This is a genomic window from Sinorhizobium sp. 22678 (assembly GCF_052044265.1).
Classification (GTDB): Bacteria; Pseudomonadota; Alphaproteobacteria; order Rhizobiales; family Rhizobiaceae; genus Sinorhizobium; species Sinorhizobium meliloti_A.
The window spans coordinates 110213-128428 of sequence record NZ_JBQEMS010000017.1 but is presented as its reverse complement, the minus strand read 5'-3'; the positions used below and the strand labels follow the sequence as shown (position 1 = coordinate 128428).

Here is an 18216-nt window from a genome sequence, read left to right as displayed (position 1 = left end):
CGCCCTGGTTGATACCGCGATCGCGGGCGTCACCGGCATTCATGAAGCAGACGGCACCGGGGAACGCCTTGTAGAGTTCCGGCACCCGCATCGTCATCGAGCCGGAGTGCCAGTGCTCGAGGACGCGACCCGTCACCAGCCAGACATTGTATTCGTCGTCGGGAGATTCCGCCGGCGGCTCGTAGGGAACGGCGAGGATCACCGCCTTGCCGTCCGGGCGACCATAGAACTTCACGCCCTCCCCAGGCTTCACGTAGGGATCGTACCCTTCCCGGTAGCGCCAGAGCGTCTCCTTGCCGTCGACGACCGGCCAGCGCAGGCCCCGTTCCTCATGGTAGCGGTCATAGGGCGCCAAGTCATGCCCGTGTCCGCGCCCGAAGGAGGCATATTCCTCGAAAAGGCCTTTCTGGATGTAGAAGCCGAAGGCCTCCGCTTCCCGGTTGGCATATTCCATATTGATTTCGCTTGCGGGGAAACGGTCGACATTGCCGTTCTTGAAGAGCACATCGTAGAGGGTCTTGCCCCGATAGCCCGGATTGGCGTCGAGGGTCTCGGCCGGCCACACTTCGTCGGTGGTAAAGCGCTTGGAGAACTCCACCATTTGCCAGAGATCGGAACGTGCTTCGCCGGGGGCATTCACCAGTTGGTGCCAGACATGGGTTCGGCGCTCCGCATTGCCGTAGGCGCCTTCTTTCTCCACCCACATGGCAGCCGGAAGGATCAGGTCCGCGCTCATAGCGGTGATCGTCGGATAGACGTCGGAGACGACGATGAAGTTCTCCGGGTTGCGATAGCCCTGATATGTCTCGTTCTGCGTATTGGGAGCCGCTTGGACGTTGTTGTTGACCTGCACCCAGTAGAAATTGAGCTTTCCGTCCTTCAGCATCCGGTCCTGCTCGACGGCGTGGTAGCCCGGTTTCTCGGGAATGATCCCGTGAGGCACGCGCCAGATCTCCTCGGCATGCTTGCGGTGCTCCGGGTTGGTCACCGTCATGTCGGCCGGCAGCCGATGGGCAAAGGTGCCGACCTCGCGCGCCGTCCCGCAGGCCGAGGGTTGACCAGTGAGGGAGAACGGGCTGTTGCCGGGTTCGGAGATCTTCCCGGTCAACAGATGAAGGTTGTAGACCATGTGGTTGACCCAGACGCCGCGCACATGCTGGTTGAAGCCCATGGTCCAGAGCGACATCACCTTGCGATTGGGATCGGCGTAGAGATCTGCCAATTGTTCGAGGAACCCGGCCTCGACCCCCGTGAGTTCGACCACCTTGTCGAGCGTGTACTCCGAGACGAAGGACTTGAAACTCTCGAAGTCGCTCGGAGTCATCTTCGCCGCATCCTTGGCGTTCACGGCTTTGACCTCGAGCGGATTGTCGGGCCTCAGGCCATAGCCAATGTCGGTCGCGCCGACCATGAAGGTCGTGTGCTTGCTGACGAAATCCTCGTTCACCCGCCCTGTCTGGATAATGTGATTAGCGATGTAGTTAAGGATCGCCAGATCGGTCCCAGGTTTGAAGACGATCGGAATATCCGCAAGATCCATGCTGCGATGGGTGAAGGTCGAAAGAACCGCCACCTTCACATGCTCATGGCCCAGCCTTCGATCGGCGAGCCGCGTCCACAGGATCGGATGCATCTCGGCCATGTTCGAACCCCAAAGCACGAATGCGTCCGCGTGCTCGAAGTCGTCATAACAGCCCATCGGCTCGTCCATGCCGAAAGTGCGCATGAAGGCATAGGCCGCTGAGGCCATGCAGTGGCGGGCATTCGGATCGAGATTGTTGGAGCGGAAACCAGCGCGCATCAGCTTGGTCGCGGCATAACCCTCGAAGATCGTCCACTGCCCGGAACCAAACATGCCGACGGCGGTCGGCCCCTTCTCCTTCAGCACCCGCTTCGCCTGCTCGGCCATGACGTCGAAGGCCTCGTCCCAGCTCACCGGCTCGAACTCGCCGTCCTTGGCAAAGACGCCGTTGCGCTTGCGCAGAAGCGGCGTCTTCAGACGGTCGGCGCCATACATGATTTTGGACAAGAAGTAGCCCTTGATGCAGTTGAGGCCGCGGTTCACCTCGGCCTGCATGTCGCCATGGGTGGCGACGACCTGTCCCTCCTTGACCCCGACCATGACCCCGCAGCCGGTACCGCAGAAACGGCAGGGCGCCTTCGACCACTTTATCTGAAGGGCTTCGACGCCGCCCGGCACGGGCTGCGCCGCCGCCGGAAGCGCGATCCCTGCCGTAGCTGCGGCGATGCCGGCCGCATGTGCCTTCAATATATCACGCCGCGTCAGTTCGCCGGTCATGGCCGATCTCTCCTTGAGTTTCGACATGCTCAAACACCATGTTGGCTGCCACCACGCCTTCGAGCAGAGAGATGCGCGACAGGATTTCGCCGAGCGTCCCCGTGCTCGTTGCCTCGATCACGACGACCACCTTTCCCCCTTCGTGCGCGTAAACCTCGACGTTCGGCATCTCGGCTAGCCGAGCGACGACACGCTCCCGCATATGCGGCATCGTCGCGACAACCGCGCTGGAGATGTGATAGGTCGCGCTTGGATCAGACATGCGCGTCCTCCCTTGCGACCTCGCGAATGTCGATCGCCGCCACCGGACAGACGGAAAGACAGGCGCCGCAGCCGGTGCACGCCTCATCGCTAAGCTCGGGTAAGAAGGGTTCGCCGGCACGCGGACGGAAGCGGATCGCCTCTGTCGGACAAACATCGCGACAGGCCTGGCAATCGGTGCGGTTCTTGGCAAGACAGCTCTCGCCGATCATTGCGACGTGGGGAAAGTGACTTGGCCGGCCGATGAAGACCGGCTCCGGACAGAGTTCCGCGCACTGGCCGCAGAAGGTACACTCGGCGACGGAGAAATCGAGCGCCGGGCGATCCTCGATCAGCTGGATGATTTGCGTCGGACAGGCGTCGACGCATCGTCCGCAGCCGGTGCAGGCCTCAAGGCCGGCCGGGGTTGCTCCTGGCAGAGAGACACGCCCACTCTCCCGCTTGCGGGAATCGCGAAGAAAATCCCGCCGTGATATCCCGACGCCCTCGCCCACGCCGCCCTCAATGCGCTGGCGGGCCGGGGGGCCCGAAAATGATCTGGAACATCCAGACGAGAAAGCCGTAGGCACCGACGACGCCCACCGCGACGATCGGCCAGATGCCGAACGCCAGCACGAGAAACGTAACGATTTCGTTTCGCCGCCGCGAGGGTGGAAGGCTCGCCGCTGACTGGTCGGTATTGGGCATTCAAGCGTCTCCTCGCTAAACGGATAGGCTTAACGGAAGTCTAGTGCCTCGATAAAAAAAATAAAGGGAGATCCGCGATAATTCTTAAGGTCAAACTCCGAACACTGCGACAAATTGATCTCTGTCAATTACTGACCGAGATGACGAGGATGTAATATATTCAGTATCTCTAAAACCAACAATGACAGCACTAAACAGGCCCGACGCAGACGGGCTTGTACTGCGCCGGGTTATTAGTTGGCGTGCTGCCGATACTATTGGAGAGCAACGGCGAGCGCCGCGTCGAGGCGCTCCCGCGCCTTCTTGGGCAGCTTCACTGCCTTTACCTTTTCGACATTGGCGGGCGCGTCACCGACGACGATTGCCGCAACCATGCCCATGCCGACGTGCGGGGTGCACTTCACACCGTAGACTCCTGGCACGTCGAAAGTCACCTTGTAGGTCTCGTTCATCTTGCTCTTGAATGCCGAAGCCCCGTCGGGAATCATGTCCTTGATCGTCTCGACATTATGTCCCTTGTCGGTCGCAACAAACGTGACGCTGTCGCCCGGATTGACCTTGACGAATGCCGGCTCGAAGACCATTGCTCCCTCGGAGCCCTTGTTAAGCATGTGGACCTCGAAATCGGCCGCGAATGCTGTGCCGGTGAAGGCGGCAAGAACTGCGGCGACTGCCATGCCCTTTGCGATTATGCGCACTTGAAATTCTCCTTGGTTTCAGAACCCTGGTCGGTTCTTGCGACAAGGAAATAGAACAGATAGAGCACCTGCTCTTTGATGCTTGTCAAATACCCATCGGAAATCCGTCTAGTCGCGCCCGCCTTCTGCGAGGGCCGCCAAGCCCGGCAGGTCGCAGACGATGAGCTTCTGACGACCGCCCTCGACCAGTCCCTTCTGCTCCCAGGCGCTGAGAATGCGCGACACCGTATGCAGCGTGGTTCCGGTCATTTCAGCTATGTCCTGGCGGGAGATCGGAAAGTCTATGCGGACACCGCCTTTTTCCTGCTTGCCCGCCTGCCGCGAAAGGCGCAGCACCGCATGGGCGACGCGCCTCTCCACCTCCTGGGTCGACATCTCGCGAATCCGCGTGTGTGCCTCTTCGAGGCGCTGGCCGATCGTCTGCATGGTGCTGACGGCTAGATGCGGATTCTGCTCGACGAATTGCGGCCAGAGATCCGTAGGCCAGGAAAGAGCAAGACTTTCCGTAACGGCCGTCGCAGTACCGGGATAATCCAAACGCTGCAGCGCCTTTGCAAATCCGAAGAGGTCACCCGGATGGACGACGCGCACGATGATCTGCTGACCGTCCTCGGTGACCTGGGTCACCTTCAGCCGCCCGTGCAGGAGCAGGAAAAAGCTTGTGGCTCTCTGACCTTGCTCGAAAACAGCGTCACCTTGGGGCACGCGCCTTGCCGTCGCATGGGCGAGCATCCTGTCCAGATCCGCGTCGCTCATCCTGTCGAACAGGGCAAGCGACCGTACGACACTCCGGTCGATCTTCATTCGATTTTCCTACTGCAGGATTCCTTGGATCGGAACCAACGCGACCATGATCTCACTATCATGGCGGAAGGAGGGAACAAAGCAGAGTATCCGCGGCGCGACAGAACGCGGTTGTCGTGAGTGCATGAGAAGCACCCTTCAATGCGATGCACCTCAGACGTCGAGGCCCTTCTCGCGAAGCGCCTGCAGCAGGCGTGCATACCAACGGGTATTCTTCACTAGACGGAAGCCGACGTTGTCCGGGGGCGCGCCGACGGCGCAGCCGCCCCCCTTGGGCTTGCGGATAAAGGAACTGAGCGCGGCGCGATGCTTGCCAGTGGCTATGTAGATGCCGCAGGATGAGGTGTCGCTGGTAATGCTTCCTGTGCGGTCGAGCGTGACACGCCTAACGCAGGTCGTCGTCCATTCCCAGACATTGCCGCCAAAGTCGGTGAGGCCCGTCTCGCTTTCGCCGAAATGTCCGAGTCGCTGCGGCTCCGGCTCGCGGGAGGCCTTGCGCGCGGTCTCGCGGTAGTAGTCGGCAAGCCACCGCAAGGCTGGATTGGAGCCGTCGTCCTCGACGTCGAGCGCGTCGTCGGGAAAACGGCTGCCGGCCGCAAAGGCGAGCTGCTCGTCAGTCGGCAGCATCCAGATCGTGCCGGTTCGCCGGCTGAGCCAGGCGGCATAAGCTTGCGCGTCGTCGAAGCTGACCCCCGTTGCCGGCGTGCTTCCAGGATCTGCGGGTACGTGCTCGGGTTCGGCGGGCGGGCATGCCTGTTCCGCGACGCAGCGCGCGTAGTCTGCGGCGGTCACTTGATATTTCATGATGGTGAGCGGCGCGCTCATGCGCACAGTCTCCACCGGCCCGTCGACGGCATAGCCGTTCTTGAAGAACTCCCCGGCTGCACGATACCGGAAATCCCTCGGAGCTACGGTTACGACGGGCGGTTCATCAAGGGCGCTGCCCGACGGAGCGCTGCCCAGCAGCCCTGTCTCAATTGCGAGGATTCCGGCGAGTATCAGAAAGAGCGCGGAGGGTATTGCAAGCGAGATGGGAGCGACTTCTCTGCCTTTTGGAAGTGCGTCCATGGCGGCCTCCTTTCGACTGTCGTTCCTTGCCAGTCTCACCGAGAGATCTGGCGGCGAGGGTGCCGGTCGCTCCGATGCGGGCCATCGGAGCGACCGGCTTCAGTCAGGTACCCGATGGAGCAAGGAGCGAGGTCATCAGGTCGTCGTTCCAATCGCCGGTGACGGCGAAATGAGCGGCAGCGCCGAGCTCGAACGCCTCGATTAGGTTGTGGTTGACGTAGGCATAGATTCCGGGCTGCTCGAAGGTGTAGAAGGCAGCGCCCGCCGTGCCGCCGGGTATGAACCAGGTCTCCTGATCGACCTCGGGAGGATTGCGGAACTTGCCGGTCGCCCAGACATAGTCGCCATGGCCGCCGATCAGGTGCGGGCGCGTGTCGCGGTTCGCCTGCGAATGGACGATCAAGACTTTCTCGCCGACGGCGGCCTTGAGCGCGTTGTCGCCGGTGAGCGCCCCGACCGCGCCGTTGAAGACAATGTGGGACGGGGTAAGCGTGCGCATCACTTCGAGCGTATCGGCATAGGCGTCCCCGACGCTTTCATACTTCTTGAACTTGCCGCTTGCGTCGCGCGGCACGTAGAAGTCCTGCTCACCGACATAGTAGACCTTGTCATAGGTAAGCGGCTTGCCGTTGCCGTCGGTTAGTCCTTCGCGCGGCAGCACCATGATCGCACCGTTCATCCCCGAAGTGACGTGCCACGGAACCATGCCGGGAGGTGCACAATGGTAGACGAAGACGCCCGCCTTGGTCGCCTTGAAGCGCAGCACCGTGGTCTCGCCCGGATTGACGACCGTCAGTGCGCCGCCCCCCAGCGCGCCGGTTGCCGAATGGAAGTCGATATTGTGCTGCAGCGTGTTCGTGTCCGCGTTGATGAGCGTCAGCTCGACATAGTCGTCCTGGTGCACGACCATCAGCGGACCGGGAACCGAACCGTTGAAGGTCATGGCATGGAGCTCCGTACCCTGCTCGTCGATGACGATCTTCTTTTCCTCTATCGTCAGCGTGAACTCGACGACCTTCGGGCCGCCTTCGGCCTTTTGCGTATGGGCGTGGACAAAGGGCGGTTTGACGAGATCTACCTTGACGCGCGGCAGCGACCCGACGTCGAGGGAGGCCACCTTGGCTACCGCCTCTTCCGCATGGGCCGATACGGCGCCAACCAGCGGCGTCAGTGCGCCTGCGATCGCGGCGCCGGCCAGCATGCTGCGACGTGTCATCTGGAATTGCTCAGACATGGAACCTCTCCTAGAGAAGACGGAGCGAATATCGCCCGGTCATGCTCATTCTAGGGTGGTGGCGGGCAGGCTCTTTGAGGTGGAGCAAACAGGCAAATTGCCCTGGTGCGACATTTTGGCCAGCAGCGCGACAACTCCGTACGGGGTTTCCGCCGGTACCCAGCTGCCATGTCTTTGCCAATTGTCAAAGAAGACATTGCTCAACTCCGGTAGTCAGAGGCGACCCAGACATTAGGAGTTAAGTCATGAATGGATCAAAGGTGGCCAAGCGGGAAGGCTACGTGCCGCGGGGCCTCGCCCGCACGGGCCCGGTGCTCTTTTCATACGGATTCAGACCCTTCTTTCTCGGCGCCGCTGTTTGGGCGGTCGTCGCCATGACCCTCTGGGTTGCGGCCCTCGCGGGTCATCTCGAAGTCGCCGGCAGCTATGGGGCTCATGCCTGGCATGCGCACGAGATGCTGTTTGGCTTCGCCCCGGCTGTCCTTGCCGGATTCTTGCTGACCGCGGTACCGAACTGGACGGGCCGCCTCCCCGTCTCCGGCTGGCCGCTCGCCGGACTGTTCGCGCTTTGGCTGGCGGGACGCGCTGCGCTGCTTCCCCCGGATATGATCGGCATCCCGCCCGCCGCGGCTATAGACGGCCTCTTCCTCCCGGCGCTGCTCTTGATCTGCGCCCGCGAGGTAATCGCCGGCCGCAAGTGGAAGGATTTGAAGGTGTTGGGCGGTCTTCTCGCACTGTCGCTCGCCAACGCCTGCTTTCATTTCGCCGTGGTCACGGGAGACCATGTCCATATCGCGATGCGCCTCGGCATTTCCGCCTATGTGGTACTCGTCACCATCATCGGCGGTCGGATCTTGCCGAGTTTCACCCGCAACTGGCTGAATCGTGCCGGCCGGACCAAATTTCCGGTTCCCTATAACCACTTCGACACAGTCGCCATTCTCGCGGGCATCGCGGCGCTTGGCGCATGGACGCTTGTTCCCGACCATTCGTTCACGGCGGTGGCGGCTTTTGCCGGCGCACTGCTGCACACCGTCCGGCTCGCCCGCTGGCGCGGTTGGTGCACCTGGCCGGAAATGCTGCTCGTCATACTGCACGTCGCCTATGCCTTCGTTCCCCTGGGCTTCGCCGCAATCGGCATCGGCGCGCTCGGCTTCGTCGAAGAACGTTCGGTCATGCATTTGCTCACGGTGGGCGCCATCGCAGCAATGATGCTAGCGGTCATGACCCGTGCGAGCCGCGGCCACACGGGCTATCCGCTTACCGCATCGCGATTGACGACCGCCTCCTACGCCGCGGTCGTGACGTCGGCACTGTTGCGCCCGCTGGCGGAAATACTTCCCGTCGTTGCAGCGAGCCTCTATGCCGTCTCCGGAAGCGCGTGGATCCTGGCCTTTGCGCTGTTCTGCATTGAGTATGGCCCGATCCTGGTGCGCAAGCGCCGGGTAGTGCAGTAGAGCGTTGGTTTCCAACCGCATCACAAAAGCGCCAGCTAGCCAGCGGGCGCTTTTGGAAGCGACCTCAGACCAAGCAGCGCGTCGATAAGCAAAGACCACCGAAAGCGGGGCACGGATCTGGGAACAGAGATTTCAGCCGAACTTCCGGGAATGCCGCTGACGTGGATCTCGCTCGTGGCAACCGTTGCGTGTGAGCCGTTATCGTGCTTCGTTCGGAAAGCGCCAACAACCGAAGTTTGCGGGGGTCACGTCTGCACTCGACATACGGGCGCCATCTCCGGTGAACGCGAAGAACGTCTCGGCGTCTATTGCAGACGGTCGCCTCAACGCAACAAAAGCATAGGCTAGGATCGACCACCTTTGCACGCCCGAGTGACCGCGGCCTCCCCACGCGAACGCTGCGGGATCCTGCTTCGCCTGCAACGCGGCAATCCCCTCCAACGTGTGCCAGACTAGCGACAAAACTCCGGACTGGCGGGGATCGCGCCTGTGATAGCCCGCCGGCACTCCGCTGCACAGCCGCGGCTGCCGTGTAGCGACCAGCGCCCTAGTCGCTCACCCACAGCTCATAAGCAAGAGCTAAATCTCGTCACCGGTAGCCGAATAAGGTATTCTCATTCGCCGAGGCGGCTGTGCCGCTGTCGTCGTCAACGCACGGCTGGAGACCGTACTGAATCGATCGCTTGGGGAGCACTGCTGGGGAGGTACCGTGAAGCAGTCGAGCCGCAGTATCAGACGTCAAGTGAAACTGCTCCGACGTGAGCTTGCCGAGGCGATCGAACAGCAGACGGCGACCGGCGAAATCCTGCGTGTCATCTCGCTCTCTCCCAACGACGTGCAGCCGGTATTCCAAGCGATAGCTCAAAACGCTGCGCGGCTTTGTGCGGCAGAATTCTGCTTCGTGTTTCGGTTCGACGGAGAACAGCTACACCCGGTAGCCTATCACGGAATTTCACAAGAAGGCATCGAAGCGGTACGAGCCAATTTTCCGCAACGACCCAGTAGTGGCAATGTCACTGGGCGAGCATTTCTCAGCGGCGCGATCGAGCAAATTCCCGACGTCTTCGCCGACCCTGATTACAAGATGCAAGCGCTCGCGAAAATAGTGGCCTACCAGAGCGCCATCGGCGTGCCCCTGATGTTGAACCGGCGTCCGCTCGGATCAATCGCCGTCACTCGACGGGCGGCCGGATGGTTCCCGGAACGCTATGTCGAGCTCCTGCGAACATTCGCCGATCAGGCGGTGATCGCCATCGAGAACGCCCGCCTCTTCGAAGAGGCGCAGGCGCGCCACCGAGAAACTACACAAGCACTGGAGCAGCAGACGGCTACAAGTGACATCCTGCGCGTCATTTCGACCTCGCCGACCAACGTGCAGCCCGTGTTCGACACCATTGCTCTAAGTGCTGCCAAACTTTGCGACGCGCAGTTCTGTCATGTGTTTCGCTATGATGGTGAGCTCCTGTATTTCGTGGCATACCACCGCCTGGAGGCCGAAGGCGTTGAAGCGGTGCGAGCAATGTTCCCAGCGCCACCGGATCGAGGCAGTGCCGCCGGCCGATCGATACTCAGCCGATCGGTGGAGCAGATAGAGGATCGGACTCTCGATCCGGAGTATCGAGCCCACAGAACCCTGAGCGTCCAAAGTGCGACCTACCGAAGCCTGGTGGCGGTGCCGATCATGCGCGAAGGGAAACCTATCGGAAGCATTGTTGTGGCACGGACGCAGCCAGGGATGTTTCCTGATCGTCAGGTCGAACTTCTCAAAACCTTCGCCGAGCAGGCCGCGATAGCGATCGAGAACGTTCGGCTGTTCACCAATCTGGAGAAGCGAAATCTAGAGCTGAAAGAGTCTCTGCAGCAGCAGACTGCGACAGCGGATGTCCTCAAGGTAATCAGCCGCTCTGCCTTCGATCTTCAGGCCGTGCTCGACACCCTGGTCGGATCTGCCGTGCGGCTTTGCGAGGCTTATGACGCGGCCATATTCCTGAAAGATGGAAATATGCTCCGTCTAAGGTCGCATCACGGACCAATCCCGATCGATTTCGGTTGCTGGCCAGTGTCTCCGACCTGGGTCACAGGGCGAGCCGTCCTGGACCGAAAGCCGATTCATGTTTCCGATCTGACCGCCGAGGCCGACGAGTTCCCGGACGGCCAAAATATGGCTGTTCGAATGGGACACCGCACCATCTTGGCAGCGCCTCTGCTGCGACAGCAGGAAGCAATCGGCGGGCTTATCATCCGAAGAACCGAGGTCAAGCCATTCACCGCAAGGCAGATTGGCCTTCTCCAGACCTTCGCCGACCAGGCGGTGATTGCGATCGAGAACGTGCGACTATTTGACGAAGTCAACGAGCGGACAGCCGAGCTCGCAGAGGCGCTGGAGCAGCAGACGGCGACGGCTGACGTCCTGAGGGTTATCAGCCGATCGGCATTCGACCTCCAAGTGGTGCTGGACACGCTTGTGGCGTCCGCCGCCCGTCTTTGCGAGGCTGACATGGCAACAATGACCCGACCGATGGGAGACGCGCATTATCCAGTGGCCAGTCATGGTTTATCGCACGAGTTCGAACAGTATCTTCGTGCTCTCCCGCTGGAGCCGGGGCGCGGCACGATCGTTGGGCGAACCCTGCTTGAGATGCGGCCTATTCAGGTAACCGACGTCCTTGATGATCCGGAATATGACCTGCACGAGGGGCAAAGGCTTGGTGGATTTCGTACGGTCCTCGGGGTGCCGCTCTTGCGCGACGGGAGCCCGATCGGCGTACTTGCATTGACTCGGTCGACGGTACGGCCATTCACCCGCAAGCAGGTCGAATTGGCGTCAATTTTCGCCGACCAGGCAGTAATAGCCATTGAGAACGTGCGGCTTTTTCAGGAGGTGCAGGAGAGTACCGAGGAGCTGTCACGCTCGCTCGATGAGCTGAGGACCGCGCAGGACAGGTTGGTCCAAACCGAAAAACTCGCCTCGCTTGGGCAACTGACCGCGGGCATCGCGCATGAAATTAAAAATCCTCTAAACTTCGTGAACAACTTTTCGGAGATCTCGATCGAACTGATCGAGGAGTTGAAACGGGCGCTTGAAGGTGCAGCCTTCGAGGGGAGCGCGCGGGCCGAGATCGATGAGCTCGCGGCCATGCTGAGGGGCAATCTCGGAAAGATCGTCGAACATGGCAAGCGTGCCGACTCAATCGTCAAGAATATGCTTCTGCACTCGCGCCAGGGAGTGGGAGAGCGGCGGGCAGTCAATGTAAATGCCCTCGTCGAGGAGAGCCTCAATCTCGCCTATCACGGCGCCCGTGCCGAGAAGCAGGGCTTCAACATAACGCTTGAGAAATCGCTCGATCCGGCGGCTGGTGAGGTCGATCTTTACCCACAAGAGATCACGCGCGTGCTTCTCAATCTGATAGCGAACGGCTTCTATGCGACGAGCCGCCGTGCAGCCTCCGATGCCGGCGAAGCGTATGAGCCCACGTTGGCCGCAACCACCAGGAACCGCGGCGATTGCGTGGAGATCATAATCCGTGACAACGGACCTGGGATCCCGGCCGGGGTACGGGAGAAAATGTTCAATCCCTTCTTCACGACCAAACCTGCTGGCGAGGGAACAGGGCTCGGCCTCTCCCTCAGCCACGACATTGTTGTCAAGCAGCACGGAGGCTCGATCGAAGTTGATACGGAACTCGGTCAATACACCGAGTTTCGCATCCGGTTGCCCCGAATAACTGCTCCGACTGGAAACCTGGAGGTCAAATCATGAGCCTTCTAATTCTGGTGGTAGATGACGAACCGGACATCGAGCCGCTTTTCCGACAGCAATTCCGCCGTGACCTGCGTGCTGGACGTTTCGCAATGGAATTTGCGCACTCGGCGGCGACTGCCCTCCAGCGGATTGCCGATGCCAGCGATGTCACGCTTATTCTCATCCTATCGGATATCAATATGCCGGGCATGAGCGGCTTCGAATTACTGCCGAAGGCGCGGAGCTTACGGCCTGATGTGCCGGTGATCATGATTACGGCCTATGGTGATCCTGAAACGAAGCGCAAAGCCCTTGAAGGTGGCGCCGAGGCGTTGTTTGCGAAGCCGATCGACTTCGTTGAACTCAGAGAAGAAATTGAGAACCGTTTAGGTAGCCTGCGATGAGCACCTGCATCCTCGTTGTCGACGATGAGCCGGATCTGGAGCTCCTTCTCCTCCAGAAGTTCCGCAAGCAGATCCGAGGCGGGACGCTGCGGTTTCTCTTCGCCCGCGACGGTATTGAGGCGTTGTCCGTACTGGCTGAACACCAGGACGTGGATTTGGTGCTGAGCGACATCAACATGCCGCGCATGGACGGGCTATCGCTACTGTCCAAGCTTCAGGAGAGGCGGGACGAACTCTCGACGATCGTTGTCTCAGCATACAGCGACATGGCCAACATCCGCACTGCTATGAACCGGGGTGCCTATGACTTTGTTACGAAGCCAATCGATTTTTGTGACCTCGAAGCGACGATTGCAAAGACGATTCACCACGTCGAGGCACTGCGCGAGGCTCAGCGCCGACAGGCGGCGGCCGAGCAGGCGCGCGCATCGCTGTCCCGCTACTTTTCTCCCAACTTGGCCGAACGCCTGGCCAGCGGTACGGACGCCGTCAGTCTCGGCGGCACGCGCCGGGAGGTCGCATCGCTTTTTACCGATTTGACCGGTTTTACTACCCTCGTGGAGACTATCGAACCGAAGCTGCTCGGCCAGCTTCTCAATGGCTACATCGCCGGTATGACCGATATTGTGTTCGCGCATGACGGCACGGTCGCCAAAATCATCGGTGATGCGCTCCACGTGCTGTTCGGGGCTCCGTCCGATCAGCCGGACCACGCCACGCGCGCAGTTGCCTGTTCACTCGAACTTGACTCCTTCGCCTGCTCGTTCTGCGAGCACTGGAGCGGAGAAGGAATAGCTCTCGGCCACACGCGGATTGGAGTGCATGCCGGCCCCGCCGTAGTGGGAAACTTCGGGGGAGGAAGGTTCTTCGACTACAGCGCGTATGGGGATACGATTAATGTTGCCGCGCGCCTGCAAGCAGCCAACAAGACGTTTGGTACCCGAGTGTGCGTGAGCGCGACCATTGCGGCCAACGCACAGGACTTCTGCGGGCGGCCTGTGGGCGATCTTGTGCTTCGGGGGCGAGCCGTGCCGATCCGCGCTTTCGAACCGCTCGAAGCCGAAAATTGTGGCGACGCAGATACACAGGCCTATCTGCACGCCTTCAAAAAGCTGGAGGCTGGTGATCCTGGTGCGGTCGCGTCGTTTGCAGCCCTCGTCGGCCGCAACGCGGAGGACCGGCTCGCGAGCTTTCACCTCAGGCGCCTGTTGAACGGCGAAATGAGCACGAGTATTACCGTTTAAACAGGTCAACTGCGATATAGCCGCGCCTATCACCGCGGATCTTACCGGGGCGTGATCTGGACCGGAAGGATCGACGCTGACGGGCGCCACCCCGCTTGACCTTGTCGCCGTGGCCGTGCGGCAGCGGAAAGTTCGCCATCGCCCTCGCCAAGGCTTCCGAGATCAGCGGAGAAGTCGAACAGACGCTGTGGGACGAGATGCACGATCTCACCTTCCTCTGCATCATTTAGTGGATGCCATCATCGACGTCGTCATTAGCACCCGCCTCTGCTTTCCAAACAGCAAGCCTATCGTCTCAGCCGGCCATCATATCCGGCGTCCAAGCCGGCTCGTAGGTCAGCCGAACTTCTGCATACTCAACACCCGGCACATACCAGACGCAGTTGCGCACTGCCTCCTTCAGATATTCGCTGGCCGGGCAGCCCTTCGTGGTTGTTGTCATCGTGACATGGGCGATGCCGCCATCCTCGACGAATACATCGTAGATAAGACCGAGATCGACTATATTGCGGCCAAGCTCAGGGTCGATGATCATTCGCAGCGCATCGCGGATCGAGTCGCAGATGGTGTCGTTCTTCGGTTCGCTCATCGCTTCAGCCCTTGTCACCGACTCGGATGAAGATGCGGAAGGTGGTTCGTGTTTCGTCGAAATTGCCCGCCCACTGGTGGCCCCGCTTGGAGAGCTCCGGGAAGAGGAAGATAGGCTCGCGGGAAAGTAGCGCAAACAACACCTCGCCCGACTGCAGCCGCTCTACAGCCGCGAGGATGCGGACCATAGGTTCCGGGGGATCGAGCTCGGTCAGGTCGAGGTTTTCTACGGGATCGGGCCAGGAGTCCGGGTTGTCAGCACCTGCAGACACCTCGACGGGGGCACCCGCTGCCTTCGGCGTGAACAAGACTTCCCAGTCACCGCCATGTATCTCCTGTGCCTCGTGGCTGAAGCCGCGGCCCTCCATCACTTTGAACAGCGGCTGCGGACGAAAGGGAGCAAGCAGCCGCAACGCCTGGCCCGGTCTCAACCCGTTCACCGCCTCCATGATCGCCTGGAACGGCTCGCCGCCGCTCTTCAATATAGGTCGGACGTCGAATTCTCTTGGTGCTGGGTTCTGGGTTACGATGGTCATCGGTCACTCCTGTGGTCGAGAGATTGGGAGAAAGAGATGCGGTCTCGGCGCGCCGGCGGGAAGGCGCAGGGGCGCTGCGACGGAGGAAAGCATGCGGGCGCGGACGAGCTCCACCATCAGGCCGACTGTCGCGCAGAGTTGCGCTAGCGTGGCGACGCGGAACGCCGCCGGACTTTCGGCAAAGAGCGAAAGAGTAGCCGCAATCACGGCCAAGTAATAGACGAAAAACCATAGGCTTGCGCGATTCTCCTCGACCAAGTCCTGAACACGCGGCACTGCGACCCGCCCGAGAACGGGGCCATAGCATTCGAGCCAGGTCAAAAACGGAACGATCTTGTAGAGCTGCGCGAGGCCGAGGCCGGTCAACCAGCCAAAGACGAAGAGATAGACGAGAGCCGCGGCGCCTTCGCCGGCCGCGGCCCGTGTGATTGGCAGGGCGAACATGATGACGGAAGCGAGAAGCGCAGCAAAGGCCGCATAGCTCGCACGGGTGTTGAGTTCCAGGACGTTGCGGCGGCGCTCGCGATAGAGGCGCAAGACGTCGGCGGAATAGAGGACGGCGGCGGAGACGGCCAGAAATGTTGCGACGCTCGTCGCCCCTTCCATCCCGTCGCTGTCGACAGCAATCAAGACGATGCTGGCTACGACGATCGCCAGGGCCGCGGCGCCCATCCACCAGACGGCCCTGCTTGTGGCCCGCGTGTCATCCGGCGAAAGCATGAACATCGACAGCAGCCGATAGCTGACGCCGATCGCGGTGAAGGTCAGCCAGCCTCCAAGGCCAAGCGCCGCGTGCAGCGGTACTCCCTTGAGGAGAAGCGCGATCGCCGCAGGACTCGTGACGGTGCCGCTTAACACGAGCGTGAAGGCGCCGCCGGCAAGGACCGCGGCGATCAGCGCGCCGAGACCCGTGGCGACGAAGCGGGCGGGAAGCGGCAGCGGTCGCGCCGCCAGGAGCGTAGCCGCAAGCATGATGATGACGAGACCGAAGCCCATTGCCAGTAGCAGCGCGCCCGACGGCAACATGACTGGCGATACTCCTTCCACACCGGCAAGTGCGGCAAAGCCGCCGACGAGCAGAAGAAGTCCGGGAATGAGCAGCGCCAAAGCCGGGAGTGCAAGCCGCCCGCCGCGAAGGGGCGCCGCAACCAGCACCGGCACGAACTGCAACAGCGCCCCCGCCATCAGCAGGCCGAGCCAGCCGATGGCGACGACGTGCACAACCGCCAAGGTGGCCGGGGCTTCGACGGCGGCGAACGGGTAGCCGTAGCCCGCGACCATCGCGCCCTGGCCGACCACCAGAAAAACACAGGCGGCGGCGAAATAGGACATCGTCCATGGGGAAAGCGTAGCTCCTGGCATCTAAATCACCATGCGCGCTACCGGTCACTTTCGCCGCGGCCGGATCAATGATCCGACCCGCAGCAGCATTCGCAGCCGGAGCTGCTCTCGAGACGGGCGATCTCGACTCGCCAGACTTCAGGCCCCTCTTGCAGATAATCCCAGCCGAATTCGCCTGGGAAAGTCGTTTCTAACTGGTAGTGGAGCGGCCGGGGATCGTGGTCGCTGGTGATCAACATAGAGCTGCCTGCAGGAAGCGTTCCGAGCATTCCGAAGATGCGCGGGTGACGCTCGCGCGGCGGGACGGTGCGGACGTCAATGGATGGTTTCGGCTGTGTTTCCGTCATTGTCATGGAGTTCCCCTGTTAACCGCCCCTTGTGCATTCCGATGCGGCGGCGGCTGGAACCAGATCGGAACTTGCCGACCCTATCCCTGCGAGGGCAGTCACACTTTGACGGGGAGCAAACAGTCGGAGAATCGGTCTCGGACTGTCCTTGACCAGCCGCGACGGACGCCCCAATCGATGGACCGGTGATGCTTTCGATTGACGCGACCTTCCGGCGGGCTGCTAATGATTGAGGTCATGTTCACGCTGGAGGACGCCGTGCTGCTCAAAGGCGATCGCACGTTTATTGTGCGCGACATGGGAGGATTTGTCGTTCGCGTCAACATGCCGGGATGGCTGAAACCGAGGCCAACCGATCACGGTCACGGTCCGCTTGCAATGATCGTGGAATCGAGCCTTGATCCCGGAAGGCTCATCGCCATGCACGAGCACCGTAACGACGAAATCATTTCGTGGGTGCCTGACGGCGTCATGCGCCACGACGACATGACAACCGGCCGTCTGGTAACGGACGGCAAGCATTTGATGGTGATGAACGCCGGACGCAGTTTCTGGCATTCTGAAGAGACGTTGTCATCCGATCCGCCCCTGCGCATGCTCCAGATCTTCGTCCGGCCGCGTGCAGTCGATCTCGATCCCAGGATACAACATGGGCCGATCCCCTCGCGGAGCCCAAACACCTGGCGACACCTGGTCGGCCCTGAAGGAGGCGACGCCCCATTCCACGTCCGTAATACAATCGACCTGTTTGACATCGCGCTCGAGCCAGGTGCGCGGCTAGTATTCCCGCAAATGCGAGGTCGCAACCTCTACTTCTATGTTTTCAGCGGCTTGCTGCTTGCGGAGGACCAGACGTTTGCCGAAGGCGAACAAGGTCTGCTGCTCTCCGATCGGGCGCTATTGCTAGAATCGAGGACCCGGAGCCTGGTCGTCGCATTCTTGATTGATCCTGACGCACCGATCACCCGGAAGGGGACGGTGGGCGACCACCGAAAAATACCACCAGCCATCCTCATCCGAGTGCTGAAGAAATGGAGACAACTGCGGGATTGGAGGCGGTCTTCGCAACTTGCCAGACTCGATACCGTTGGTTCTTCAATGCTGTATAGGCTCCGGCATACACACGAGAAAGAAGGGGCACGCTGAATTCGACCTCAGGTTTGCCTCGACCAACCCTTTCGTCAGGGCTCTGCTAAAGTGATTGAAAGAAGCCCGGATCCTAGCGATCCAGGCTTAATCATGTTCAAACTATATTTCTTGCAATAAGCACAAGCACGGCAATGCTTCTCCCTTGCCAAACAGCAGGCTCTATGGGCAATGCACTTGAGATTCTTCTGCGGCCGAGGTCAAACCTTAGTCTCTGAAGCCCCATCGACATCTTCTCCCCACTGGGACGTTTTCTACCTGCTCCCGACTTATTTGGCCGGGGAGCTTTGCCAGTTCCATGGAGTGATCGGCTTCCTAGCGTAGCTCGCCTGAAATCATCGGCGGCCGCGTCGACATGGT

Annotated in this window: 18 protein-coding genes; 6 read left to right on the top strand and 12 right to left on the bottom strand. The window is 60.8% G+C overall.

Annotated elements, in window-relative coordinates; translation table 11 throughout:
- The 8 genes from napA to nirK form a co-directional block, all read right to left on the bottom strand.
- Window positions 1-2299 (bottom strand): periplasmic nitrate reductase subunit alpha (napA, locus tag ACTJKL_RS23005; protein ID WP_440853879.1); only part of this gene is annotated, 2299 nt, incomplete at its 3' end.
- Window positions 2274-2561 carry a chaperone NapD gene (locus tag ACTJKL_RS23000; RefSeq protein WP_411933409.1) on the bottom strand — a complete coding sequence of 96 codons (288 nt, stop codon included), beginning with the start codon at window positions 2559-2561 and terminating at the stop codon, window positions 2274-2276. The genes napA and ACTJKL_RS23000, both read right to left, overlap by 26 nt.
- On the bottom strand, window positions 2554-3054 hold the full coding sequence (locus ACTJKL_RS22995) for a ferredoxin-type protein NapF (protein WP_440853878.1): 501 nt from the start codon (window positions 3052-3054) through the stop codon (window positions 2554-2556). Before ACTJKL_RS22995 ends, ACTJKL_RS23000 begins: the two co-directional genes overlap by 8 nt.
- A gap of 7 nt (window positions 3055-3061) precedes the next feature.
- Entirely contained in the window at window positions 3062-3247 is a 186-nt protein-coding gene (gene napE / locus ACTJKL_RS22990) for a periplasmic nitrate reductase, NapE protein (RefSeq protein WP_411933410.1), read from the bottom strand.
- A gap of 254 nt (window positions 3248-3501) precedes the next feature.
- On the bottom strand, window positions 3502-3945 hold the full coding sequence (locus ACTJKL_RS22985) for a pseudoazurin (RefSeq protein ID WP_102763125.1): 444 nt from the start codon (window positions 3943-3945) through the stop codon (window positions 3502-3504).
- A 108-nt stretch (window positions 3946-4053) separates the two neighbouring features.
- Window positions 4054-4749, bottom strand: a complete 696-nt coding sequence (locus ACTJKL_RS22980) for a Crp/Fnr family transcriptional regulator (RefSeq protein WP_411933411.1) — start codon at window positions 4747-4749, stop codon at window positions 4054-4056.
- Window positions 4750-4902: 153 nt separating this feature from the next.
- Entirely contained in the window at window positions 4903-5817 is a 915-nt protein-coding gene (locus tag ACTJKL_RS22975) for an SUMF1/EgtB/PvdO family nonheme iron enzyme (RefSeq protein WP_411933412.1), read from the bottom strand.
- Window positions 5818-5920: 103 nt separating this feature from the next.
- Window positions 5921-7051, bottom strand: a complete 1131-nt coding sequence (gene nirK, locus ACTJKL_RS22970; RefSeq protein WP_440853877.1) for a copper-containing nitrite reductase — start codon at window positions 7049-7051, stop codon at window positions 5921-5923.
- 245 nt (window positions 7052-7296) lie between these two features.
- Here nirK and ACTJKL_RS22965 point away from each other — a divergent pair, with 245 nt between their 5' ends.
- The 5 genes from ACTJKL_RS22965 to ACTJKL_RS22945 all read left to right on the top strand — a co-directional run bounded on the left by ACTJKL_RS22965 (window position 7297) and on the right by ACTJKL_RS22945 (window position 14128).
- The gene (locus ACTJKL_RS22965; protein WP_440853876.1) at window positions 7297-8508 is read left to right on the top strand and encodes an NnrS family protein; all 1212 of its coding nucleotides are present in this window, start codon (window positions 7297-7299) and stop codon (window positions 8506-8508) included.
- A 709-nt stretch (window positions 8509-9217) separates the two neighbouring features.
- Window positions 9218-12268 carry a GAF domain-containing protein gene (locus ACTJKL_RS22960; RefSeq protein ID WP_440853875.1) on the top strand — a complete coding sequence of 1017 codons (3051 nt, stop codon included), beginning with the start codon at window positions 9218-9220 and terminating at the stop codon, window positions 12266-12268.
- Window positions 12265-12654, top strand: a complete 390-nt coding sequence (locus tag ACTJKL_RS22955) for a response regulator (protein WP_440853874.1) — start codon at window positions 12265-12267, stop codon at window positions 12652-12654. The genes ACTJKL_RS22960 and ACTJKL_RS22955 overlap by 4 nt, the downstream gene beginning before the upstream one ends.
- Window positions 12651-13898, top strand: coding sequence for an adenylate/guanylate cyclase domain-containing protein (locus ACTJKL_RS22950; RefSeq protein WP_440853873.1), 1248 nt, complete (start codon window positions 12651-12653; stop codon window positions 13896-13898). Before ACTJKL_RS22955 ends, ACTJKL_RS22950 begins: the two co-directional genes overlap by 4 nt.
- Before the next feature lie 95 nt (window positions 13899-13993).
- The gene (locus ACTJKL_RS22945) at window positions 13994-14128 is read left to right on the top strand and encodes a hypothetical protein (protein ID WP_440853872.1); all 135 of its coding nucleotides are present in this window, start codon (window positions 13994-13996) and stop codon (window positions 14126-14128) included.
- A gap of 65 nt (window positions 14129-14193) precedes the next feature.
- Here the strand turns inward: ACTJKL_RS22945 and ACTJKL_RS22940 are convergent, their stop codons facing one another.
- Genes ACTJKL_RS22940 through ACTJKL_RS22925 form a run of 4 tightly spaced genes read right to left on the bottom strand, consistent with a single transcriptional unit; the run spans window position 14194 to window position 16710 of the window.
- Complete coding sequence (locus tag ACTJKL_RS22940) at window positions 14194-14487, bottom strand: metal-sulfur cluster assembly factor (RefSeq protein ID WP_379939560.1); 294 nt, start codon at window positions 14485-14487, stop codon at window positions 14194-14196.
- A gap of 4 nt (window positions 14488-14491) precedes the next feature.
- Window positions 14492-15016 (bottom strand): DUF2249 domain-containing protein, encoded by a 525-nt coding sequence (locus tag ACTJKL_RS22935; RefSeq protein WP_379939845.1) that lies wholly within the window; start codon window positions 15014-15016, stop codon window positions 14492-14494.
- A gap of 9 nt (window positions 15017-15025) precedes the next feature.
- The gene (locus tag ACTJKL_RS22930) at window positions 15026-16384 is read right to left on the bottom strand and encodes a hypothetical protein (protein WP_440853871.1); all 1359 of its coding nucleotides are present in this window, start codon (window positions 16382-16384) and stop codon (window positions 15026-15028) included.
- A 44-nt stretch (window positions 16385-16428) separates the two neighbouring features.
- Entirely contained in the window at window positions 16429-16710 is a 282-nt protein-coding gene (locus ACTJKL_RS22925; protein ID WP_379939847.1) for a DUF2249 domain-containing protein, read from the bottom strand.
- Window positions 16711-16968: 258 nt separating this feature from the next.
- Here ACTJKL_RS22925 and ACTJKL_RS22920 point away from each other — a divergent pair, with 258 nt between their 5' ends.
- Window positions 16969-17856: a pirin family protein gene (locus tag ACTJKL_RS22920; RefSeq protein WP_440853880.1), complete on the top strand. Its 888-nt coding sequence runs from the start codon at window positions 16969-16971 to the stop codon at window positions 17854-17856.
- Window positions 17857-18216 lie beyond the last annotated feature (360 nt).